The sequence below is a fragment of the Pseudoalteromonas sp. SG41-5 genome (genome assembly GCF_014164495.1).
GTDB lineage: Bacteria > Pseudomonadota > Gammaproteobacteria > Enterobacterales > Alteromonadaceae > Pseudoalteromonas > Pseudoalteromonas rhizosphaerae.
Genome location: NZ_JACJFH010000081.1, coordinates 1 through 22,803, shown reverse-complemented (window position 1 = coordinate 22,803; position 22,803 = coordinate 1). Strand labels below are relative to the sequence as shown.

General features: G+C 41.1%; 14 protein-coding genes. 11 read left to right on the top strand and 3 right to left on the bottom strand.

Annotation, left to right across the window (positions count from 1 at the left end):
• Positions 1–424: 424 nt before the first annotated feature.
• Entirely contained in the window at positions 425–1,792 is a 1,368-nt protein-coding gene (locus H5232_RS17675) for an alkaline phosphatase PhoX (RefSeq protein WP_182831257.1), read from the top strand.
• Positions 1,793–1,950: 158 nt separating this feature from the next.
• On the opposite strand, the gene H5232_RS17670 is transcribed toward H5232_RS17675, so the two are convergent.
• On the bottom strand, positions 1,951–3,966 hold the full coding sequence (locus tag H5232_RS17670; protein ID WP_182831256.1) for a TonB-dependent receptor: 2,016 nt from the start codon (positions 3,964–3,966) through the stop codon (positions 1,951–1,953).
• Positions 3,967–4,114: 148 nt separating this feature from the next.
• On the opposite strand from H5232_RS17670, the gene H5232_RS17665 reads away from it, so the two are divergent.
• The 8 genes from H5232_RS17665 (at position 4,115) to H5232_RS17630 (ending at position 13,505) form a co-directional block, all read left to right on the top strand.
• On the top strand, positions 4,115–5,452 hold the full coding sequence (locus H5232_RS17665) for a hypothetical protein (RefSeq protein WP_182831255.1): 1,338 nt from the start codon (positions 4,115–4,117) through the stop codon (positions 5,450–5,452).
• Between the two features lie 53 nt (positions 5,453–5,505).
• Complete coding sequence (locus H5232_RS17660; protein WP_182831254.1) at positions 5,506–6,888, top strand: NlpC/P60 family protein; 1,383 nt, start codon at positions 5,506–5,508, stop codon at positions 6,886–6,888.
• 9 nt (positions 6,889–6,897) lie between these two features.
• Positions 6,898–8,010 (top strand): dipeptide epimerase, encoded by a 1,113-nt coding sequence (locus tag H5232_RS17655; protein ID WP_145240853.1) that lies wholly within the window; start codon positions 6,898–6,900, stop codon positions 8,008–8,010.
• Positions 8,007–8,771, top strand: a complete 765-nt coding sequence (locus tag H5232_RS17650; protein ID WP_145240855.1) for a L,D-transpeptidase — start codon at positions 8,007–8,009, stop codon at positions 8,769–8,771. Before H5232_RS17655 ends, H5232_RS17650 begins: the two co-directional genes overlap by 4 nt.
• A 116-nt stretch (positions 8,772–8,887) precedes the next feature.
• Positions 8,888–10,474 (top strand): sodium:solute symporter, encoded by a 1,587-nt coding sequence (locus H5232_RS17645; protein ID WP_182718009.1) that lies wholly within the window; start codon positions 8,888–8,890, stop codon positions 10,472–10,474.
• Between the two features lie 2 nt (positions 10,475–10,476).
• Positions 10,477–11,382: a BadF/BadG/BcrA/BcrD ATPase family protein gene (locus H5232_RS17640; protein WP_182760998.1), complete on the top strand. Its 906-nt coding sequence runs from the start codon at positions 10,477–10,479 to the stop codon at positions 11,380–11,382.
• Positions 11,379–12,314: an N-acetylmuramic acid 6-phosphate etherase gene (gene murQ / locus H5232_RS17635; protein ID WP_149981734.1), complete on the top strand. Its 936-nt coding sequence runs from the start codon at positions 11,379–11,381 to the stop codon at positions 12,312–12,314. Before H5232_RS17640 ends, murQ begins: the two co-directional genes overlap by 4 nt.
• Positions 12,315–13,505, top strand: a complete 1,191-nt coding sequence (locus H5232_RS17630) for an exo-beta-N-acetylmuramidase NamZ domain-containing protein (RefSeq protein WP_182831253.1) — start codon at positions 12,315–12,317, stop codon at positions 13,503–13,505.
• Between the two features lie 381 nt (positions 13,506–13,886).
• Here the strand turns inward: H5232_RS17630 and H5232_RS17625 are convergent, their stop codons facing one another.
• A complete protein-coding gene (locus tag H5232_RS17625) occupies positions 13,887–16,928 on the bottom strand; it encodes a TonB-dependent receptor (protein WP_182831252.1) in 3,042 nt (1,013 codons plus the stop codon).
• 511 nt (positions 16,929–17,439) lie between these two features.
• Positions 17,440–18,285 carry a MurR/RpiR family transcriptional regulator gene (locus H5232_RS17620; RefSeq protein WP_145240869.1) on the bottom strand — a complete coding sequence of 282 codons (846 nt, stop codon included), beginning with the start codon at positions 18,283–18,285 and terminating at the stop codon, positions 17,440–17,442.
• 486 nt (positions 18,286–18,771) lie between these two features.
• On the opposite strand from H5232_RS17620, the gene pbp4b reads away from it, so the two are divergent.
• Together pbp4b and H5232_RS17610 are read left to right on the top strand one after the other, a co-directional pair.
• Positions 18,772–21,219 carry a penicillin binding protein PBP4B gene (pbp4b, locus tag H5232_RS17615; protein WP_182739904.1) on the top strand — a complete coding sequence of 816 codons (2,448 nt, stop codon included), beginning with the start codon at positions 18,772–18,774 and terminating at the stop codon, positions 21,217–21,219.
• Positions 21,220–21,369: 150 nt separating this feature from the next.
• On the top strand, positions 21,370–22,746 hold the full coding sequence (locus H5232_RS17610; protein WP_182718013.1) for a Na+/H+ antiporter NhaC family protein: 1,377 nt from the start codon (positions 21,370–21,372) through the stop codon (positions 22,744–22,746).
• The last annotated feature ends 57 nt before the right edge of the window (positions 22,747–22,803 follow it).

The following is a 22,803-nucleotide window of genomic DNA, read 5'->3' as shown; positions in this document are numbered from 1 at the left end:
TAAAGTTGAAACCACCAACCGAGCGGTCAGAGGTTCACTCTTTGAAGATACGTCCTGCGCTCACCACTTTCTATTACTATTAAAGTTAATAGAAGATAACCGACGAGAGTCGGTTTTTTTATGCCTGAAATTTGCTGTAGGCTCGGGTTTATCACGCGCTTTTTAAAGTTGAAACCACCAACCGAGTGGTCGGAGGTTCACTCTTTGAAGATACGTCCTGCGCCCACCACTTTCTATTACTATTAAAGTTAATAGAAGATAACCGACGAGAGTCGGTTTTTTTATGCCTGAAATTTAATAGAGCAACTGTCAATGAGGTTTGCTTTGAGATATGACAATTGTATGAACTTTTTATGGAGGCCGTTTTTATAGGATAATTTCATTTATCATATGCCTGTTATTTTATCACACTATGAGTTTTACGATGATCTCAAGAAGACAATTTATTATTAGTGCCGGTACACTCGCTTTTATGGGGCCTTCTCGTAGTACTTTTGGCAAAGTACCATTTCTTGACGTGAGTGAGCATTTAAGTGCCTATGGTCCGTTAGTGACTGATCCTAACAAGTTACTCGATTTACCAGCAGGGTTTAGCTATCAAGTTATATCAAAACTGGGTGATAAAATGGATGATGGCTTTACAGTGCCAGATAAAGCCGATGGTATGGGCTGTATTGCCCTTGATGATGAGCGGGTTGCATTAGTCAGAAACCATGAACTAAAACCAACTGATTTAGCAAAAGCAGATGTTAGCTTACAAACGCATAAAACGTCATTTGCTTATGACACTACTGCGCAAGGTGTTGCTTTGCCAGGAGGCACAAGTCATATTATTTATAATTTAAAAACCGGTAAAAAAGAGCAAGAATATTTGTCACTCACTGGCACGATCCGCAATTGTGCAGGTGGTATTACCCCATGGGGTAGTTGGCTTACTTGCGAAGAGACTGTTCTGACTAAAGCGGATGGCTTTAATCAAGATCACGGTTATATTTTTGAGATACCAGCCAACGCTAAAGGACTAGTAAACCCTGAGCCTCTCAAGGCAATGGGGCGGTTTAACCACGAAGCAGCTGCTGTTGATCCAACAACCGGTATTGTTTATCTGACAGAAGACAAAGGCGATAGTTTATTTTATCGTTTTATTCCTAATGAATACGGTAAGTTGAGTAAAGGAGGTAAACTTCAAGCTATGATGATTAAAGCACAGCCACAGTTTGATACTCGTAATTGGGTTACAGGGGTAATGCCTTTACAACACAATATGGCCGTTGAATGGGTTGATTTGGCGCAACCTGAAAGTCCAAAAGACGATTTAAGAATACGCGGCCACAAACAAGGCGCTGCACTTTTCGCTCGTGGTGAAGGGATACATTGGGGTGAAAAAGAACTTTATTTTTGTTGCACTAATGGTGGTCAAAAGCAGCTTGGTCAAGTGATGAAGTATCAACCATCAGCATTTGAAGGAACAGATAAAGAGCATCTAGCTCCAGGACACGTTCAACTATTTGTAGAAAGCACAGATAAGTCGTTATTTAACTTTGGTGATAATCTCACTGTTGCACCTAACGGGCACTTGATCGTTTGTGAAGATCAGTATACCGACGTGGTAGATAACCATTTACGTGGCGTAACACCTAGTGGTGATGTATATAATTTTGCCCGCTTAACAGCGCAAACCGAGTTGGCGGGAGCTTGTTTTTCTGCTGATGGCAACACCTTATTTGTTAATGTGTATTCACCAACAAAAACATTAGCGATCACAGGACCATGGCAGAGTTTTAAAGGCTAACTGGTGATTATTTAATGCTTATATACAAGTGCACTATGGCTATTTAGTAGTGCTAAGTGAGTTAATTTAAAATGCAGCCTTGCTGATCCGCTTCATACCTTAAAGTATAAACCGGATCAGCAAAGTGTTTAGCTCAATTATTAGTAACAATAACCAAACTAAAATAACAGGCTGAAGTTTAGGCGCAGGGTACGCGGCTCAATCGGGTGGAAGTGATGATCTTCAACGCCTTCAATAGGTTCGCCAGCTAAGCGTGACGTGTAAAAGTAGTCAATATCGTGATCCGTACTATCAAATATATTTAATAGCTCAAGGCCCACTTTCCAATGCGTTTGTTGATAACTTACTAAACCATTTACGACTGTAAGCGGCTCTGAGCGTTTATCGCCATCACTACTGAGTATACGTTTGCCAATGTGGCGTACGCGCAGTGAAGACTGCCACTGCTGGGTAATATGCCAATTAATGCCAGTACTGGCAACCACAGGCACTGCGCCTTCAATTCGATCGTCATTTGAATCGATATCTAAGCGTGAATGTGTAAATGAGGCCTCGGCGTCTAAACTCAAGGCATCATTAAGCCAATAATACGCACTGAGCTCTAAACCGTAACGTTTTGATGCATCACTGGCTTCAGTGTTACCCGCATCACCCACAAATAATAATTCAGAATCTAAGCTTAGCCACCATAATGCCGCTGATAAATTAAACCGTTGTTGATCAAAGTAGCGTAAACCCAGCTCTGCGCCATTGCTTTGCACCAGTAAATCAACCTTATCAGCAGACTCAAGTGTCACCGGATCTTGTTTAATGGTCGCTCCACGCGCATCATTTGAATGATACGACTGCCCCCAGTTGGCATAACCGGCTAGGTTGTCATTAAACAGGTAATTTAAGCTGGCTTTAAAGCTAACCAAATCATCATCTGCACTGCCTGAATTAATACTGTTATTGCTATCAACATCTGCGTCAAAGTAATCATAACGCACGCCAAATGTTGCTTCGAGTGCTTGGCTTAAATTTACTTGTGATTGCCAATAGGCTGAGTAGCTGGCTTCGTCTACAGCATCTTCACGCACAGTACTTAAGCGTTGGCGCTGCTTGGTATTGTATAAACCAACTTGATCAATATCATCGCGGCGATATTCCACACCAACTGTATGCTGGATTAGCATATCTGCAAGAGTATCAGCAAATTGATAACTCAGTGCGCCACCACTAATTGTCCGGCTATCGACTTGTTGGAACTGATCGCCATTAATAGGATCATTTAAAAAGTAAGAGAAGTTAGAAAACAAGTCCATGTCGTAGTTGATCACATAGGCATTGGCTTTAATGTGCTGGCCTTGCCAGTTTGCCGATAAACTATAGCGACTAGAGCTGCCGCCTACGGTCGTATCGAGTGAACCTAGCGCACTGATAATACCTTGGTCTACAGCCCGTTGTGGAATTTGATCTGCGGAATTCCAGCTGTTGTCATAAGCCATTGCCGTGACAGATAAATCGCCATCCCATGCTTTACCTACATAGCGTACTAGGGCATTTTTTTTATCTACATCTTCATTGATATCTTGCCAAGGGCCATCATAACCTTGCCACTCACCGGCAATAATAATTTTCCCGTTAGCAATCCCAATTGAGCCTAATGCCATCACTCGCTGGTAATTGTCTTCGCCAATTGTAAAGTCAAGTTGTTGATGTTTTGGGTTATCAGCTAGATTAAATTCAGCACTGCCAGCGGTTGAAAAGTCACCTTGAGCGGCGCCATACGCGCCTTTTTGATAATCTATAGTCGAAATTGTTTCAGGAATAATAAAGTTAAGGTCGGTGTAGCCTTGACCATGCCCATGGCTACGCATATTAATTGGCATACCATCAATGCTGGTGGCAAAGTCAGTACCATGGTCGAGATTAAAACCGCGGATAAAATATTGATTAGCTTTACCTGAGCCGCTGTGCTGTGTGACGGCCATACCTGGGATCAGTTCTAGCATTTCTGCGCTACGTAACATTGGACGGTTTTCTATTTCACCTTGGCCAATTACGCCACTTGATGCACTAATAGCCTCACCAATAAGTCCCGTGCGGTGTCCGTATATGGTAATTTCTTCAATGTTTGCAAGTACATTGGTAGAGCAAAGTAAGCTACCAGATAGAATTAAAAAAGTGCGCATTATCATTTCCTTATAAATAGGTCGAAATGTTTATATTTAATACTAGTACGTTTTAAGATGTTAATCGGATGCAAATATTTGCTTGCTGTGGAAAATATGTTATTTTCAATAAAATATTCCAAAAATAAAAATCATAAGGAATTTAATTTTGATTGTAATGAAACTGAAAAAAGCGGGGCTGAATGTTTTCAGTGTGAGCTTAGTAACTGGGCTTTTTGGCTGTCAGAGTCAGCCACAGCAAGAGACTGTTGCATCGTTACAAGAGCAACATAAGACGTTCTATCAACAGGTGATGTTGGCTGCGCCTGTCTTACCGGCTGATTTAACAAATATTCCTATGCAGGCGCATTTAGTTGCTAATCGTGTTGCGCAATCGCACTATAAAACAGCGGCGCAGGTTAATTACAGTCAGTTAGGGTGGCAGCAACGCGTGGCAGCAGATTGGCACTATTTTGATATTCCGACATCGCAGGGTAAGTTGTTAGTAATTGATTACCAACAGCAAGGTAACCAACTAGCGTATCGTTATTTAGCAAATGGTACCCAGAATGATTTATATGAGCCATGGAGTTCATCTAAAATTCAAGCTTTTAGCGGTGCAATTGCAAAAGTACGGCAAATAAACCCAGAGCTTGGTGCACATGCGCTAATAGGTGATAGCAATGTTGCTGATTTGATCACTAGTATTAATAGCTACGAGCATTTTGGCAGCGCTGATGGAAACTCTAATGCAATAGCGAGCTACTTTATTAATGTTGCTGGGCGTGATTATTTAAGTAATTTATTTGCAGATAATTGGCTAAAGCTTAATGATTCTCGCATTATGTTTAAAGGTGCTTATGCTACAGAGATTTTTACTCCTAGCACGATTCGTTGGCAAAGTACTGATAGTGATGTTATTGCTAGCAATATCGCTTATTTTACTGTTAATACCGATGATCCTGCTTATTTAGACTACCGGTGTGATGGCTGTGGTTTAACCGGTAATAAAGCCATGACAACTTTGGCTCAAGCTGAGTGGTTAAAACGTTTAGCAAGCCACACTCGAGAGCCCTTAACTCAGCAGCCTTTACTACAAGCACAAGACATTGATGTACTATTTAATGGCACCGGCAATACGGATAAAACCGCTAAAGTGGGTGGTATGATGCAAGGGCTCAGTCAAATGATCACTGACTCTTTAGCGCAAGCGCTTGCACCAGACGATACTCGCCCAGCAAAACAAATTTTAGACGAGTTAACGCAGGGGCAATGGCGAGTTTGGCAAAAAATAGGTTGGGGTCCAAGCGAAACACGCTCAACCACAGAAACTGTCATGTTGGCTCATGTTTACTTACCGTTTATTCAAGGTGGACGCGAATTTACCTTAGTGGCACAAAATAGTGTGCCAGGTGCAAGTGAAAAAAATTTAGCCGTGGTTGGCTTAAAAATGCAGGCTAATTTTACGCATGCATTTAAACAGTTACTGATACCGCAAAAGCAATAATAAGTAGCACACAGCACGACTTACCAAGCAAATTGATAATAGGGAACCCACGAATGCGACATACATTTATCGCCCTGAGTATTTCATTAGCAAGTATTATTACCATGGCACCCGTCATTGCGGCGGCTAACACGTGGCAATCAGATGTCATTGGGGTCACTCAATCTCAATTAACCCCGCAGCACTGGTTAAGCCAAGTGACAGATAAAACTCTGATGAGTGCAGCGCAAATCGCGGCATTTAATAAACAACTGATTGCTGACAATGAACATATTGTCGATCCACTCGATTTTGCCTCTCAGCTAACTCGTGAGCAGTTAAAGGCATATATACTCAGTATTAGTGCGGTACCAAAAAGCCCGCGTTTTTACCCTAATGGCGTGGCATTAAGTAATAAGCATTTTGCAAAATATTTAGCCAACTTGAATTTAGACGCTGTGGCAGATAATAATCAAGTTAGTTATGCCATGGTGGTAAAGCGCTCAGTCCTGCGTACTTTTCCAACGTCGGACCGAGTATTAAATAGTGGCTTAGATAATGACTTAGACCGTTTTCAAGAAAGCGGATTGTTCCCCGGTGATACAGTGGCTATTTTGCATGAAAGTGCCGATAAGAAATGGTTACTTGTGCGCGCTTATAACTATCTAGCATGGGCGCCCAAAGCTGATATTGCGATATCGAATAAAAGCACACTTCGTGAATTTAAAAATAACGATGACTTTTTATTGATAACTGGCGCAAAAGTAAATACCGCTTACGTGCCTAATGATACCACTACATCGCAAGTGCAATTGGACATGGGCGTTCGTCTGCCTTTAATGCCGGCAGATAAAACCCCTCATTTATTAAATGGCCAAAACACCTACGCTAATTATGTTGTGCAACTGCCAACCCGCGGGGAACAAGGTCAGTTAGTTATTAAGCCTGCCTTGATCAGTCGCAGCAGTGATGTGCATTTAGGGTATTTACCTTACACCCAACAGCATTTAATAAAACAAGGGTTTAAATTTTTAGGCGAACGCTACGGTTGGGGACACGACTATAATGGCCGTGACTGCACTGGTTTTGTTGGCGAAATATATAAATCATTTGGTCTATTTATGCCGCGTAATTCAGGTCAGCAGGGGAAGGGAGAGTATGGAACAAATCACCGTTTTGATAAAACCAGCAATGAAAGCGATAAATTAGCGGTAGTTAATAACATGCAAGTGGGCGATTTAATTTATATACCAGGCCATGTAATGATGTACTTAGGTGAACAAGACGGTCAACCGTATGTGATCCATGATGTTAAAGGGTTGGGTTATAACAAGGCTGATGGTAGTTTTTATTCAAGTTCACTTAATGGGGTATCGGTAACGCCTTTATTGCCACTGCGTTTATCGCAAACTCAGAGCTATTTAGACCGTACTTATAATATTAAGCGTATTCGCTAGGAGTTAAAAATGAAGATTACGGCGATACGTTTTGCCAAACTTAAAGTGCCATTAGTTACGCCGTTCAAAACAGCGCTGCGTGAAGTGAGCTATATTGAAGACTTAGTGGTGTTAATTGAAACCGATAAAGGCGAAATTGGCTATGGTGCTGCGGCATCTACGCCAGTAATAACCGGTGATACTCACCAAAGTATCCTTAGCGTTATTAAACAATTTATAGCGCCAAAACTAATTGGTATGGAAATCGAAAACCTCAATCAAATTTGCCAAGTGATCCAATCAAGTGTGGTGGCAAATTACAGCGCTAAAGCCGCACTCGAGCTGGCTGTTTATGACTTGTGGGGTAAATTATATCAAGCGCCGCTGTATAAATTGCTCGGCGGTGGTAGTCAAACATTACGAACTGATATCACTATTAGCGTTGATAATATTGATAAAATGCTCAGTGATTGTGCTGTGGCTGTAGCGCAAGGTTTTGATATTTTAAAAGTAAAAATTGGCAATGATTTACAGCAAGATATCGAACGAGTGAAAGCGATTTATCAAGGTTTTGGCCAGCAAACGCAAATTCGTTTGGATGTAAATCAGGGCTGGAATGCTAAACAAACGGTGTTTGCTTTACAGCAATTAGAAAGCCACAATGTTGAATTAGAACTTGTTGAACAGCCAGTGAAAAGTGATGATTTTAAAGGTTTAAAGTATATTACTGAGCGGGTAAATACGCCGATCATGGCTGACGAAAGTGCCTTTTCGCCCAAGCAAGTAATTCAATTATTAGAGCAAAATGCTGTTGATATTATCAATATCAAAGTCATGAAAACGGGTGGCTTAAGTCGTGCTATTGAAATTGCCAATATTACTGCACAGTATCAAGCTGATTGTATGATCGGTTGCATGTTAGAAGGCAGTATTGCCGTTGCAGGTGCTGCGCATTTAGCGTCTGCAAAAGCCCAGCAGATCAGTAAAATAGACTTAGACGGTCCAGCGCTTGGACAATATGATCCGGTGCAAGGCGGTGTGGAATTTAATGGCCCAGCGATCACGTTAAGTGATGGTCCTGGCTTGGGGATTAAAAGTATCGACACATTACAACCGATAAACGATGGAATTTGGCCGTTATGAAAAAAATAATAATAACATTAATCACCACAGCAGCCCTCAGCGGCTGTGCAAATAGTGCAAGTACATCAGCAGCTGCAAGTGCTGCAGTTATCCCACAGCAAAGCCAACAGTTAGTGGTGGTGGTTGCAGATGATTGGCAAGCCATTGCCGCACAATTGTATCGATTTGAGCGTGTTGCAGGACAATGGCAACAACAAGGCCAAGGTCACAGTGTGGTACTTGGGCGCACCGGTCTTGCGTGGGGTATTGGTTTACACCCAGCTCAAGCGGGCGAACAAAAACAAGAAGGCGATGGTAAAGCTCCCGCTGGTATTTTTGAACTCGGCACCGCGTTTGGTTATTTAGATTCATTAAAAACCAATATGACCTACCAAGGCATGACTGCTGACGACTATTGTGTTGATGTCAAAGGTTCGCCATTTTATAACCAGCTAGTTAATAAGTCAGTGGTAGGAGAGGCTGCTGTCAAAGACTCGTCTGAGTGGATGCGCCGTGATATTTACAGCCAAGATAACCTTTACAAAAAAGGCTTAGTGGTTAAGCACAATAGTCAAAATGTTGATGGTGCAGGCAGTTGTATCTTTATGCATTTATGGCGCGCAGAAAATAAACCAACTGCCGGTTGTACTGCAATGACTGAGCAGAATATGGATACCTTGTTAGCTTGGTTAGATGAACAGAAAAAACCATTGTTAGTGAGCTTGCCTAGCGAACAATATCAACAAAAACAATTGCTTTGGAAGTTACCAGCGATTAAATAATACGTGTACAGCCACGCGATCGCGTGGCTTTACAAAGTAAATAATAAAATTGTTTTCTTTTTATTAATTTAATGGAATAATATATTCCATTGATTGGTTTGAAATTGGGATAATAAATGAGTGCACAATACACCTTGCTAGATTGGCTCGTATTCGCAAGCTACGGAGCAATTTTATTACTCAGTGGTTGGTGGTTTAACCGTAAGCGCGCCAACTCAAGTAAAGACTTCTTTTTAGGCGGTAATAGTATGCCGACCTGGATGGTGGCTATTTCGGTATTAGCTACTTCACAGTCTGCTGCCACTTTTATTGGTGGACCTGATCAGGGTTATCAAGGTGATTTATCGTATTTAGCAACGAACATTGGCGCATTCATAGCTGCATTTATTGTTTCTATTTTTCTGATCCCTAAGTTTTATCAACAAAAAGTGTACACCGTTTATGAACTGCTTGAAAAGCGCATAGGGCCAAAAGCTAAACGCCGCAGCGGCTTAATGTATTTATTTGGCCGAGTGTTCGCCAGTGGCGCACGTCTATATATGGCCGCGATTGCAGTAGCGATGATTTTATACGGTAATATAGCCGCAGAAAGTGTGATTATAGCGACTTTGCTATTAGCACTTGCGGGTTTGTTGTATACCGTATTTGGTGGTATTCGCAGTGTAATTTATTCTGATGTGCTGCAAAGTGTCGTATATGTCAGTGCTGCGATTGCCGTTATCTGGTGTTTGTTGGTACTGATCCCCGCTGATTTTTCAACTATTTTAGCAACCTTAAATGAGCCAACCCCCGGTGCTGATTCAAAGCTGGCGATTTTCAAATTTGATTTAGATTTTGGTCCAAGTGGGGTGTTCAATATGGCGTCGGTATTAACCGGCTTTGTATTACTTAACATTGCCGCCTTTGGTCTTGATCAAGATATGACACAGCGTCTACTGACGTGTAAGAGTGACAAAGAAGGCAGTAAAGCATTACTACTTTCTATCGTGATGGTTATTCCCGTGATGTTGGTATTTATCTTTATTGGTTTATTACTTTATATCGTTTATCAGCAGCCAGCATTAATGAACAGTGACGGTGCGCAAGTCGTACAAGAGTTTAATGGTGAAAAAATCACTATTTTTATGTACTACGTACTTAATGAGGCCCCTGCTGGTGTTAAAGGTTTAGTTAGCGTCGGTATCATTGCCGCGGCCATTTCAACATTAAACTCCGGTTTAAGTTCGATGTCGTCGGTCATTGTACAAGATTTATATCGACCTTATTTAGCAGCTAAAAATAAGCAAGTTGCCGATAACCATTTTGTTAAAGCCGGGCGTATTGGCATGGCGGTTGTGAGCCTATCATTAGCGTTAATGGCCATAGTTTGTTATTTCTGGCAGCAATACAGTGATATGCCGCTTCTTAAGTTTGCGCTGAGTGTCATGGTGTTTTCGTACAGTGGTTTACTGGGCGTGTATTTTACAACACTATTTACTAAACGTGGCAGTGAAGGCTCAGTATTGGCGGCGTTAATTGTCGGCTTTATGATCACTTTATTCATGCAACCATACATCATTGATTGGTTATTGCCGGCAGCAGATCGCTTCTATTTAGGCTTTACTTGGCAGTTATGTATTGGTACTGCGTTGTCGACTTTAGTGTGTTGTTTAGGTAAACCTCAACTTGCCCAGCGCGGCCAGTCAGCTGTAGGAGCCCAATAGGCATGAACATTGACTATATACTGGCTATTGATGGCGGGGGCACCAAAACGCTGGCGAAATTAGTGAATTTACATAGCGCTGAAGAATTTACTGCGCAGGCTGGTGCAGCCTCAGTTTATAACGATTTTAAGACGGCGCTTACTAGTTTACAGCAAGTGATCACTAGCGTATGTGCACAAAGTGGCGCTAAGCATAGCCAAATTTTGGCGGTAATGGGACTTGCGGGCGGCTCGTCTAAAGTGCTGGCTGAGCGAGTAACTGCAAGCTTACAGCTAGACTGTGATATTAAATTTGCGCAATTGAGTATTGTAAGTGATGCAATCACCTCATTATATGGTGCAAATCTAGGTCAGCCGGTTGCAATGTTAGCGTTAGGAACGGGCGCTGTAGCAGCAAGATTATCCGCTGATGGAGAAACAAAATTAATTGGCGGCTGGGGTTTTTCGGTTGATGATTTTGGCGGTGGTGCGCGCCTAGGGTTAAGTGCTGTGCAATGCTTGTTAGATGAAATAGACCGCTTTGAGCAACCTAAAAGCCTGTTAACGCAACAGCTGAGTGAACAAGTTGGCCGTGAGCGAGAACAAATATCAAGTTGGTTAATGAAGGCCAAAGCGTTAGATTATGCGCGTTTTAGTCCTTTAATCTTTAGTTTAAAAACACAGTGTATAATAGCCGATACGGTGCTTAGTGAGCATGTTCGACAAGTCGAGAGATTGATTGAAAAATGTCGTGGTCAGAGCCAGTTACCAGTCATAATTATTGGCGGTTTAGCGGACGTAACCATTGCATTATTAAATGAAAATACACAACTGAATTTATCTCCCCGTCAAGGGGATTCGTTAGCCGGTGCGGTGATTTTAGCCAGCGACCGCATTAAACAAATTGAATACACAAGGATTACACAATGAGCCCTGAGTCTAATTTTAATCAGCAGCGTGCACTTTTAGAAGAGCTGAACGGGATTGTGTCAGAAGGACAAAACTTAGATACGTTGGATATAGATTTACTCGATAGTCGCGAAATTTTAACCAAAATAAATTTGGAAGATCAAAAAGTTGCCGCTGCTGTAAAGTTAGTGATCCCAGAGATAGCCAAAGCGGTCGATCATATTGTAACGGCATTTAAGCAAGGCGGTCGTTTAATTTATATTGGTGCCGGCACCAGTGGTCGCTTAGGTATTTTAGATGCTGTGGAATGCGCGCCAACTTACAGTGTCAGCGATCAACAAGTAATGGGAATAATTGCTGGTGGCGAAACGGCTTTTAAAAAAGCAGTTGAAGGTGCCGAAGATAGCTTAAAATTAGGCGTAGAAGATCTTAAAGCCGTTAATCTACAAGCTAAAGATGTCGTGGTAGGGATTGCCGCTAGTGGCCGTACACCTTATGTGCGAGCAGCCATTGAGTATGCAAAATCAATAGGATGTACCACCGTTGGAGTAACCTGTAATCCTAACTCCGCGGTAATGAAACTACCTGATATTGGCATTTGCCCGGTAGTTGGCGCTGAAGCGGTAACTGGTTCAACACGTATGAAATCGGGTACTGCACAAAAGTTAGTATTAAATATGCTCAGCACAGCCAGTATGATCCGCACCGGTAAAGTCTATAAAAACTTGATGGTTGATGTGAATGCTAGCAATGAAAAGCTGCATGCTCGTGCGATCCGCATCGTAATGCAAGCAACCGATTGCACTCATCAGCAAGGAGTCGATGCGCTTGCCCAAGCAAAACAAAGTGCTAAATTGGCTATTTTAATCATCTTAACAGGCAAAGATGCCGCCCAAGCTGAGCAAATGTTAACCCAAGCGGATGGTTTTTTACGAAAAGCAGTGGAACTATAAATGTTAATTAGATTATTGGTTATATTACAATGCCTAATTTTGAGCGCATGCGCCCACAACAGCACTGACGATGCAATCTTAACTGATACACCGCAAGTAAATTTAAGAGTTGGCGCTTTACAATATCAGCAGTACCTACCACAACTTGAGGGCAAACGAGTTGGCTTAGTCGTTAATCAAACTTCACAAGTTTATGGCACCCATATAGTCGACTTACTGCGTGATAAAGGCGTGAATGTTACTAAAATATTTGCCCCTGAACATGGTTTTCGTGGCGACCACGATGCCGGCGCGCATGTAAAAAATACGGTGGATGCAAAGACCGGTATTGATGTGGTGTCTATTTACGGCAGTAATAAAAAGCCAGATACCGCTTTATTAAGCGAATTAGACGTGATTATTTTTGATATTCAAGATGTTGGTGTGCGTTTTTACACTTATATCAGCTCAATGCATTACATGATGGAAGCTGCTGCTGAGAATAACATTGATTTTATTGTACTTGATAGGCCAAACCCGAATATTGCTTATGTTGATGGGCCAGTTTTAGAGTTAAAATTTCAGTCTTTCGTTGGCATGCATGAAATTCCTGTATTACATGGTATGACAGTGGGCGAGCTGGCAAAAATGATCAAAGGTGAAGGGTGGATAAATAAAGCTTCGTCACTAAACTTGACGGTTGTGCCTGTGGCGCATTATCGCCGCGATATGACGTATAGTTTACCTGTTCAGCCAAGCCCTAATTTACCAAATGATCAGTCAATTGCATTGTATCCATCATTATGCTTTTTTGAAGCAACACCAATTACAATTGGCCGTGGTACAGACTTTCCATTTCAAGTGATAGGTTATTCACCGATTGCGTTAGGGGAGTTTAGTTTCACTCCGCGTGCTATTGAGGGGGCATCAATGAACCCTAAATTTAAAGGGATAGAGGTGCAAGGTCTTGATTTACGAGACAGTACAATCAAAGGACTAGATTTAAGTTTATTTATTACAGCCTACAAAACTTTAATGCAAAACGAGCAAACGTTCTTTGAACGTGCTGGCTTTATGGATAAACTTGCAGGCACTGATAAGCTGCGTTTAGCTATCGAAGCCGGCCAAACAGAGCTGCAAATCAAACAAAGCTGGCAACAAGATCTAGCTCGCTTTAAACAGCAACGCGCAGCATATTTGTTATATCAATAAGACTATTTTCATTTATAAACCTTTCAAACGCAGCTTAGGCTGCGTTTTTAGTTTTCAATTAATGTTGTCTTGTTTTAGCGTCAATCTCAAAACAGTAAAAATAGTCTCCATAAATGAACCACTATAATTAGTGGGGGTATTTGTAGCAGCGAGTTTACCTCGCGACAATAACGTTAAACCTTTGCCTACATGTTGGGATAAACCGCGACCTGCATTTTAACTTTGCCACAAGGTGGGTTAAAAGCAAATAAGGTATTTGTTTTGTATTGGGATGATTTGAGTTATTAGTCATTAAAAAGGGCATTAAAAAAGGCCACAATTGTGGCCTTACCATGGATGGGGAAATAAGCGCCCATTGAGCGCTTACTTTAATCCATAAGATTAAAACTTGAAGTTAACTGATAACTGTAAGCTACGTGGATTGTAGTAGCTACGCGATTCACCAAACTTCTCTTCAAGTACATACGGGTTTTTGTTATAACCTGTTTGACGATTAAATACATTGAAGAGATCTGCACGAAATTGTAGTTCCATATCACCAGAGAACTTAAAGTCTTGCGTATAGTTTAAGTCAAGTTGCCAATGGCTAGCAGTGCGACGACTACCAGCAGACTCTGCATAGCGGCTAATATGGCTTGTAGGGTAGCCGTATGTTGTTCCATCCCATGCTTCCCATGCTTTACCTGATTGGAATACGAAGTACGCCCCTAAGTTAGCTTCCCAAGGAAGAGTATAGTAACCGTATACTTTTAACAGGTGAGGTTTATCACCTGAGAGTGTGCCATAGCGATTATCCCAAGGGTAACGACCGAGACCATCACCATAATAAGATGAACCAATAAAGTTATTCGCATCATTGCTTGTTGTGGTGTTATCTTGGTCAAAGTTGCCATAGTAGTGACTCCATACATATGAAGCGTTTACGTAGCTATTCTCACCCAAGTATTCGGCTTCAATACTTGCTTCCCAATATTTGGTTTCGCCGCCATCAACCTCTGCAATTACATAAGACGAACCACCAATTTCGTCACGAATATCAGCTAAGTTAGCTACATATAAGCCTTTATCTGCAATGTGTTGCGGTACACCTTCGGCATCAACACCTGAGTAATCAGTTAGGCGCGCATTGTTTGGCATATCCTCCCAAAAGTGCATGCCTTTACGGTGACGAACATGAGCTCGTAATACTAAGTCAGAACCAACATATTTAGTGGTTCCGATAGTAAATTCGTTAATGCGACGTGGTTTCATATCATCTTGGAATACTTTACCAGACGAACCATTTCTAGGTGAAGATGATAAAATATTACCAGCTTCATCTAGTAATAACTCAATTTCGGCACGAGTGTTTCGATCCCATGATGCTGCGCGAGATAATGAACTCGCTTCAGGATTATAAATCGCAAAGTTTGCAAATACGGAATCTTCGTCAGAATAAGTCCATGTTGCACCTAAACGAGGTTGCAGCATATCTTTCCAGTCGGTTTGGTACATTTGGTACTTGTGACCAGGAGCAACTTCATAGCCAGAAATAGTACCTGATTTAGCTTTTAAGCCTTGACCATACCACGTGTCTTGGCTGACCAATAATCCTAAGTTATAAGTCCAATCACCCAATTCTATAGTATCGTTAATTTCAAAGTTTAGGCTGCGTGTTTCAGAGTTAATGCCCGTAACAGGCGCGCCATCAGCCGTTGCTAAACTCATTTGTTGGACTCGAGCACGGTAGATAGCATTTGCAGGGTCAAAACCATCAGTGTTTGCATCAGCATCAACTAAGCCACCAATGTATGCAATTGAACCCCAACCGTTAGAGAGTCTGGTTAGTTGCTCTTCGCCTTCTTCCCATTTCGCGCCAAAATGAAGTATGTGGTATGCATCGCCCCAGCTAAGCTCATGTTCTAAACTAACTTCAAAGGAATCACGATAAAAGTTTTGATTGTCATAAGTTGCGTATGCACCAACACCACCACCGCCTTTCATCACTGCGTCTTCAAGATAGCCATAGGTATTAATTAATGCATTTGCGCCAGCATTATATGCGGCGATTTGTGCTTCGCTAAATCCTTCATCTGGGTCATAACTTCTTAAGCTTGGGACAGAGAAATAACCCATTTGAGCTAAGTCATCAATACCAAGTTGGCTTGATAAAGAAGGGATTACACTCAATGGTGTATCAGGTTGTGAGCCTGTTTCTAATTCAAACTTACTATATTGGAACGAAAGTGTGGTTGCTGATCCTAAGATCCATGAACCATCTAAAGTAAAGATATCCTGATCAGCTTTACTGCCGACAGATACAGTGTCCATCTCGTAAGCACCAATCGAATCGCCTTTAACTTCTTTATCTGAGGTACGTTGTGAGATATTTATCAAAATATCATCAGTTGGTGCCCAGGTTAATTTACCAAAGTATTCGTCGCGGATACTCTCATAATCTTTTACTTCGCCATAGGCTGTGTTTTTGTTTGCTTTGGTCTCTTCAGGACGGTAATAAGAGGTATAAAAATATAATGTATCTTCAATCAGTGGACCGCTTAAACTTGCGGTTAACCAGTTTTTATCAAGCTCAAAGCTCTCTTCACCTACTGGCGTTGCAACAAAGGTTTTTGGTTGTATTTTGTATTCTATATTACCGTGAAACTCATCCGTACCAGATTTTGATACTGTGTCAATTGAAAAGCCACCAGAACGGTTAAAGCCAACCGCTTTTGCACCACCTCTGTCCATAGTAACAAAGGCAACATCGTGTGTTGATGGCTCTGAAGCTAAGTTTCCATACATCGGCAATGACACATTAACACCATCAAAGCCATATGAGTTATCAACACCTGATCCACCAGCTGATGGGCCCAACGTTGAATTTGCCGAAAGTTCTATACCAGGGACAAGCTTTAAAAGGTCTCGGTAATCTTGACCTACAGGGACATTATTAATTCCCTCTTCACCTAATGAGTTTGTGAGTGCTGATTTACCTTGGCGAAATAGTTTACTGCCTGTCACTGTAATTACTTCAACATTATCTTTTTTACCGCCAAGAACAACATTAGCACTTGAGGTTTGCTCTAGCAGTACATCAACAGTTATTGTTTGTGTAACGCCGCTGCTGTCTTCAAAGGTCAGCTCATAAGTGCCTGGTTTTAGTTGCGGGAGATCATAACTGCCATCTTCACGGGTTACCACCGTACGCGCTTTTGGCATGACGTTACTACGTGCAGTAATGGTAATACCCGCTAGTGGTTGGTTTGCTTGCTCGGTTTTTACCTTACCTTTAATGCTACCGTTTAAATTCGCGAATGCAGGAGCACTTGCTAGCGAGGCAGCTATTATAGCGGTGGTTATTGCAGTTTTTGGCACTCGCAGAGCGCGATGTGTGGCCTGCGCTAACGAGCTTATAGTGAAGGTTGGTACATGTTTTTTCATTGTTTTCCCCGTCCTTATTATAATTAACTTATAGCTCTGAACTTTGTTGATTCCCCAAACAGAGTTATAAACTTTGATCAATTGTTGCTATTCCATTAAACATGCGTTGCCATTAATGGTCAAGAATAAACTCTTCCTTATTTTTGTTGTATCTATAAATAAAATATATAAAAACTGGTTTCGTTATATTTTTTGTCAATATAAGCGTAAGGCTGGGGGAGTGTTTTCGCGATTTTTAGCGCAGTTACTCATATTTAATGTATTGAAATAACATGTTTTTGTGTTTTTCATTCTAAAGAAGGAGGATTTTTTATTGAGTTGGAACAATACTGTTGGAGTTACAATAATAATTATTGTTTATGAACTAAAAAATTTTGGTTGGCATGGAATAAAGAAATAATTTATAAATTAGCAAACGAGAGATAGGTTATTATTGCACGGCTGTTGTTAAAGTGGTTTTTATAATAAGAAAGGCCACAATAGTGGCCTTAATTCTTTAGGATGTCGTTGGTTAGTGATTTCTAAATTCACCAACAACGTCATTTGAATGCTCTAGTAATTTACGACCTTGACGACTCGATTGCGTTAAAGCGATAAATAGAATATCAATAACAAAGTCTTGCGCAGTACGGGCAAGTATCGATGATAAACGGACTGACTCTTCTTCTGCCACAGAGTAAAGCCTAACATTGGCTTGATCAGCAACAGGATTACTACCAAATTTAGTGACAGAGATCACGTAACTGTCGTTCTTCTTAGCCTGCTTTACCACTTCAGCAATTTCTCTGGTAACACCCGATTCACTGATCGCAATAACTAAGTCGCCTTTTGCAAAGGTTGATACATAGGCGAGCTGCGCATGACCATCAGGTTCAGCTATTGCTGGCATACCTAACTTTTGCAGCTTATAAGAGAAGTCTTTAGCCACCAGGGCAGAGCCCCCTAAACCACAAATTAAAATTCGCTTAGCTGATTTTAACAAGCTAACAGCCTGTTCAATGGCTAGCGCTTCATTGAGGTTTTTTGTTTCAGTAAGCACAGCAAGTTTACTACTGAGTAGCTTTTCTGCTATTTGCTCTAGTGAATCACTTAAGGTGATTTTACCATGCAGTTTTGGTTCTGATGTTTCATCATTGAGTGCATCAATGACAGCCAGCTTAAATGCTGGAAAGCCTTTGTAGCCCAGTTTTTGCGAAAATTTTACAACGCTTGACTGGCTCACGCCGACAACTTTAGCCAGCTCTACAGACGAAAGATTACGAATAGCATTAGCTGAGTTCAATGTGAAGTCGGCTAGCTTAGCTTCGCTGCTCGATAGGGACTGACGTAAGGCTTTAATTTTTACAAATGTAGACATACTACCCGCTTATTTTTATATTTGGCGTATTTATAGCATTAATCGAAATAAATTTGTACTTATTCTAGGTTCAAATGTAACCATCTTAGTTTTTACTCTTGTTCCTGTGCGTACAAAAAATAAATTATTCCCAATAGCCGCAATTAAGTTTTGGAATATTGTTTAAGAATAATTGGAATAATATAGTTTTAATTATCTAATTTTACAACACCAATAGCGCGAACTAACAGATTTATTTGCTAGTCGCTCGGGCACTGTTTTTATGGTGAGATAAAATATCTTTATTTAATTTACTTGTTGAAATAAATTATTTACAAATCATTTTACTGTGATAGGGTTTGGTTTATACAACTCAAATTGAGTTGTCCAAACTATAATAACAATATGAGAACTGGGTTTATTTAATGTATTGTTTACTAAAAGCACATACCGCTAATCGTGGTTTTGGGATTGCGCTTATTTACTTTGATCAGCAATGAGAAGGCTATGACGTTTTTATCTTGGTTTAAAAAACTTTGTTTAGTTACAACTGCCGCACTTTTGACTAGTTGCGCTTCAACACCTTACGAGTTTACACAATCTGCCAATTACAGTCATCGTGTTAAGTTTTTAGTCATGCATTACACCGCTATTGATTTTGAAAAATCGATGCGTGCTTTAGTCGATGAAGGTGGTTTAAGTGCTCATTATTTATTACCAGAGTTAAATGATCCTAGCTACCCTGAGGATGAATTAAAAGTAATTCAACTAGTTGATGAACATGATAGGGCGTGGCATGCCGGGACAAGCTTTTGGCAAGGCCGTGAAGATTTAAATGATCAATCAATTGGTATCGAAATTGTTAACGTACCAAGCTGTCACTATCCCGAAGTTAAACCTGATGAGCAAATGGAAAATGACGCCTCAAAACTGTGTATTTTCCCCGATTTTGACGCTAAACAAATAGCGTTATTGATTGAGCTCAGTAAAGGTATTTTAGCCCGTAACCCTGATATTGGCCCAACTCAAGTTGTAGGGCACTCCGATATAGCGCCTACACGAAAAAACGATCCAGGTCCGCGCTTTCCATGGTATCAATTGTACCAAGCTGGTATTGGTGCATGGTATGACAGTGACACGGTTGATAAATATTGGCAGCAATTTAATTTAGTTAAACCATCCATTAGTTTAATGCAAAAAGCGTTACGTGGTTATGGTTATGATGTACACGTGACTAATCAACTTGATCCACAAACCCTTGATACATTAAGTGCCTTTCAAATGCACTTTTTACCTTGGCATGTAAGCGGTAATGCAGATGCGCGCAGCGCTGCGGTATTGTTTGCTTTGATGCAGAAGTACTTTCCGAAAAAAGCAGCTAAGTTAATGTTGCAATATCAACAACAGCAACTTGCCCCAGAACCGATTATTAAGCCTTTAGCAAATGCGCAGGTTGTATTGCAGGTACCAAATCCTAATCCAAGTTCTCGGGCACTGGTTAATGACCGTGGTACATTTAAAGCTTATAAAGGCCGAGGCGAAATTATCATTGAAAATAACACCGCAACGAGCGCGGATATTTTTATCAATGGTGAAAAAATAAATATTGCTCAGCCACTTATGGCAAATAATAGCTACAAATACAGCTTATCTAAACGGACTCACAACGGCACAAATACGTTCAAGGTTGAAAATGTGCAGCCTGAAGGGGCAAGTTTAACATTACGTTTTTCTTACCCAACTTTAGTAACTAAGCCCGTAAAGTCAGTGCAGTTTAATAATGTGGATAAATTGATCAACGAAGAAGTCGCGGCAGGATTTCCCGGTGCCGTACTGGCAGTGATCAAAGATGGTAAGTTAATTAAATTAAGCCACTATGGAGATGCTAAAAAATACCTTGCTGATGGCTCATTATTAGAGCAGCCACAGCAGATGAAAAGCGATACATTATTTGATATTGCCTCTAATTCAAAAATGTTTGCCACAAATTTAGCGTTAATGAAATTAGCCAGTGAAGGTAAAGTTGATGTAGAAAAACCGCTATTTTATTACTTACCTGAGTTTCGTGGGGCGGGCCGTGAGCAGCGGTTAGTCAAAGATTTACTGACCCACAGTGCAGGTTATCCAGCGGTAGTTGATTTTCATCGTAAAGATAATAAGTTTGGTGAGCGATTCTTTTCACAAAATAGCTTACGTACTAAAAACTTATTACTGACAGGCGTGCCATTTGTTGCGGGTCGTAGCGTTAAACATTTATATTCAGATATTGATTACATGTTACTCGGTGTATTAGTGGAGCGACTTTCCGGGCAGTCGCTGGATAATTATGTTGAAGGGCAAATTTATCAACCGCTTGGTTTAACCCACACCGTTTATAATCCATTGCAAAAGGGCTTTATAAAAAACCAAATAGCTGCCACTGAGTTAATGGGAAACACTCGTGACGGACGGATCAGCTTTGATAATGTTCGTACCGACGTTTTACAAGGACAAGTACATGACGAAAAAGCATTTTATGCCTTAGGTGGGGTCGCAGGTCACGCAGGACTTTTTAGTACAGGTCAAGACTTAGCTGTGCTTGCGCAGTTATTGCTGAATCGCGGTGGCTATGGTGATAAGCAAATATTTACCCCGCAAGTATTAGAGCAATTCATTGCCCCGCAAGCCAGCGATGAAAGTTATGGTTTAGGTTGGCGTCGTGCCGGTAACGGTGCTTTACAATGGCATTTTGGCCCGTACGCGAGCCCACAAGCGTATGGTCACACTGGCTGGACGGGCACGGTTACTGTGATTGATCCCGCTTATGACTTGGCGATAATTTTGCTTACCAATGCTCGCCATACCCCGATTGAAGGGAATGAAACAGATTATGAATTTATGGGGAGAAAGTTTGAAACCGGTAAATATGGCTCAATTGTTTCGCTAATTTATGAAGCAATATTAAATAAGCATTGATCTAAATGGCAGTGTTCAGCTTATCGCTAATCGATTTAAGTTGTGTTTATTGACGAACAGATTAAGCTAATGAGTTTGTTCCAGCCTTTACAACAAAGGCCTGATAATAATTAGAGTGAGTCATAGACTCACCACAAAAAAGGTTACAGTATGTCTTGGTATTCAATTTTACCGCCACTAATTGCGATTTTGATCGTATTTTGGCGCAAAGAAGTCATTATGGCGCTACTTGTCGCTGTTGCTTCTTCAGAGTTTTTGCTGGCCTTGCAAGGTAACGGTAATACACTTTTTAATACATTTATAAATACCATAGAGCGCGTGGTGAGCGTAGCAAGTTCGCCAGGTAATAGTCGTATCCTAATTTTTAGTATCTTAATCGGTGCATTACTTGCTTACATACGCGAATCGGGCGGTGTTGCTGCAACGGTAAATGTGTTGATGAACAAAGGTGTGGCAAAGAGCAAACGCCAAGTGGGTTATTTAACCATGTTTTCAGGTATTGCGGTGTTTATAGAATCTAACTTAAGTGTACTGACTGCGGGTATTTTATCGCGGGGTTTATTCGATAAATTTAAAATGAGCCGTGCTCGCTTAGCATACATTATTGATAGTACCAGTGCTCCTGTGTGTATTTTGATTTTACTTAATGGTTGGGGGGCATACATACTTGGCTTGCTTGGTAATTATGAACTGTCAGAGTCGGCAGTCTCGGTGTTATGGGGCAGCATAGGCTATAACTTTTACGCCATCATCACCTTACTCATTGTGTTTTACACAATCTCGTTTGATAAAGTGCACGGCCCGCTTAAAAAGGCTGAAGAGCAAGTGGAATATCAAAAAACTGAGCTGCAAGAAGAAGTCAAAGGGACTAAAGCACGTTACATGTTAGTACCACTAATTACATTAATTGGTAGTATGGTCGGCTTTATGTATTGGTCAGGTAATGGTGATATTGCCAGCGGCAGTGGCTCTAAGTCGGTATTGTATGCAACTATTTTAGCTTGCGTTGTCGCCTACTTATTAATGGTAAGCTCTCGTCAATTTACTCACCATAAACTGGTTGATATTGGCTTTAAAGGCATGGGTGAGTTATTACCCTTAGTCGCGATTGTATTACTATCATTGACTCTCGGCGCCAGTTTAAAAGATTTAGGTACTGGCACTTTTGTTGCGGGCTTAGTGGGTGATTACTTACCTATTTACTTAGTCGTACCAGTGTTGTTTGTAACCGGTGCGGTGATCTCTTTCACAACAGGCACCTCATGGGGTACATTTGCAATACTTATCCCGATTGGTGTGCCATTAATTCAAGCGCTTGGTTTACCGCCGTCATTAGTGATTGCGGCAATTTTAGGGGGCGGCGTATTTGGCGATCATTGCTCGCCAATATCAGATACCAGTGCGGTGTCGGCAATTGCCTCAGGCTGTGACTTACTTACTCACGTTAAAACGCAAATGCCGTATGCATTATTCGCGGGTGGCTTAACGTTTGTAGCTTACCTAGTTACGAGCATTATTGTGTTGTAAAGAGTTAGCGAGAGTAAAGCTAGCGAGAGTAAAGCTAGCGAGAGTAAAGCTAGCGAG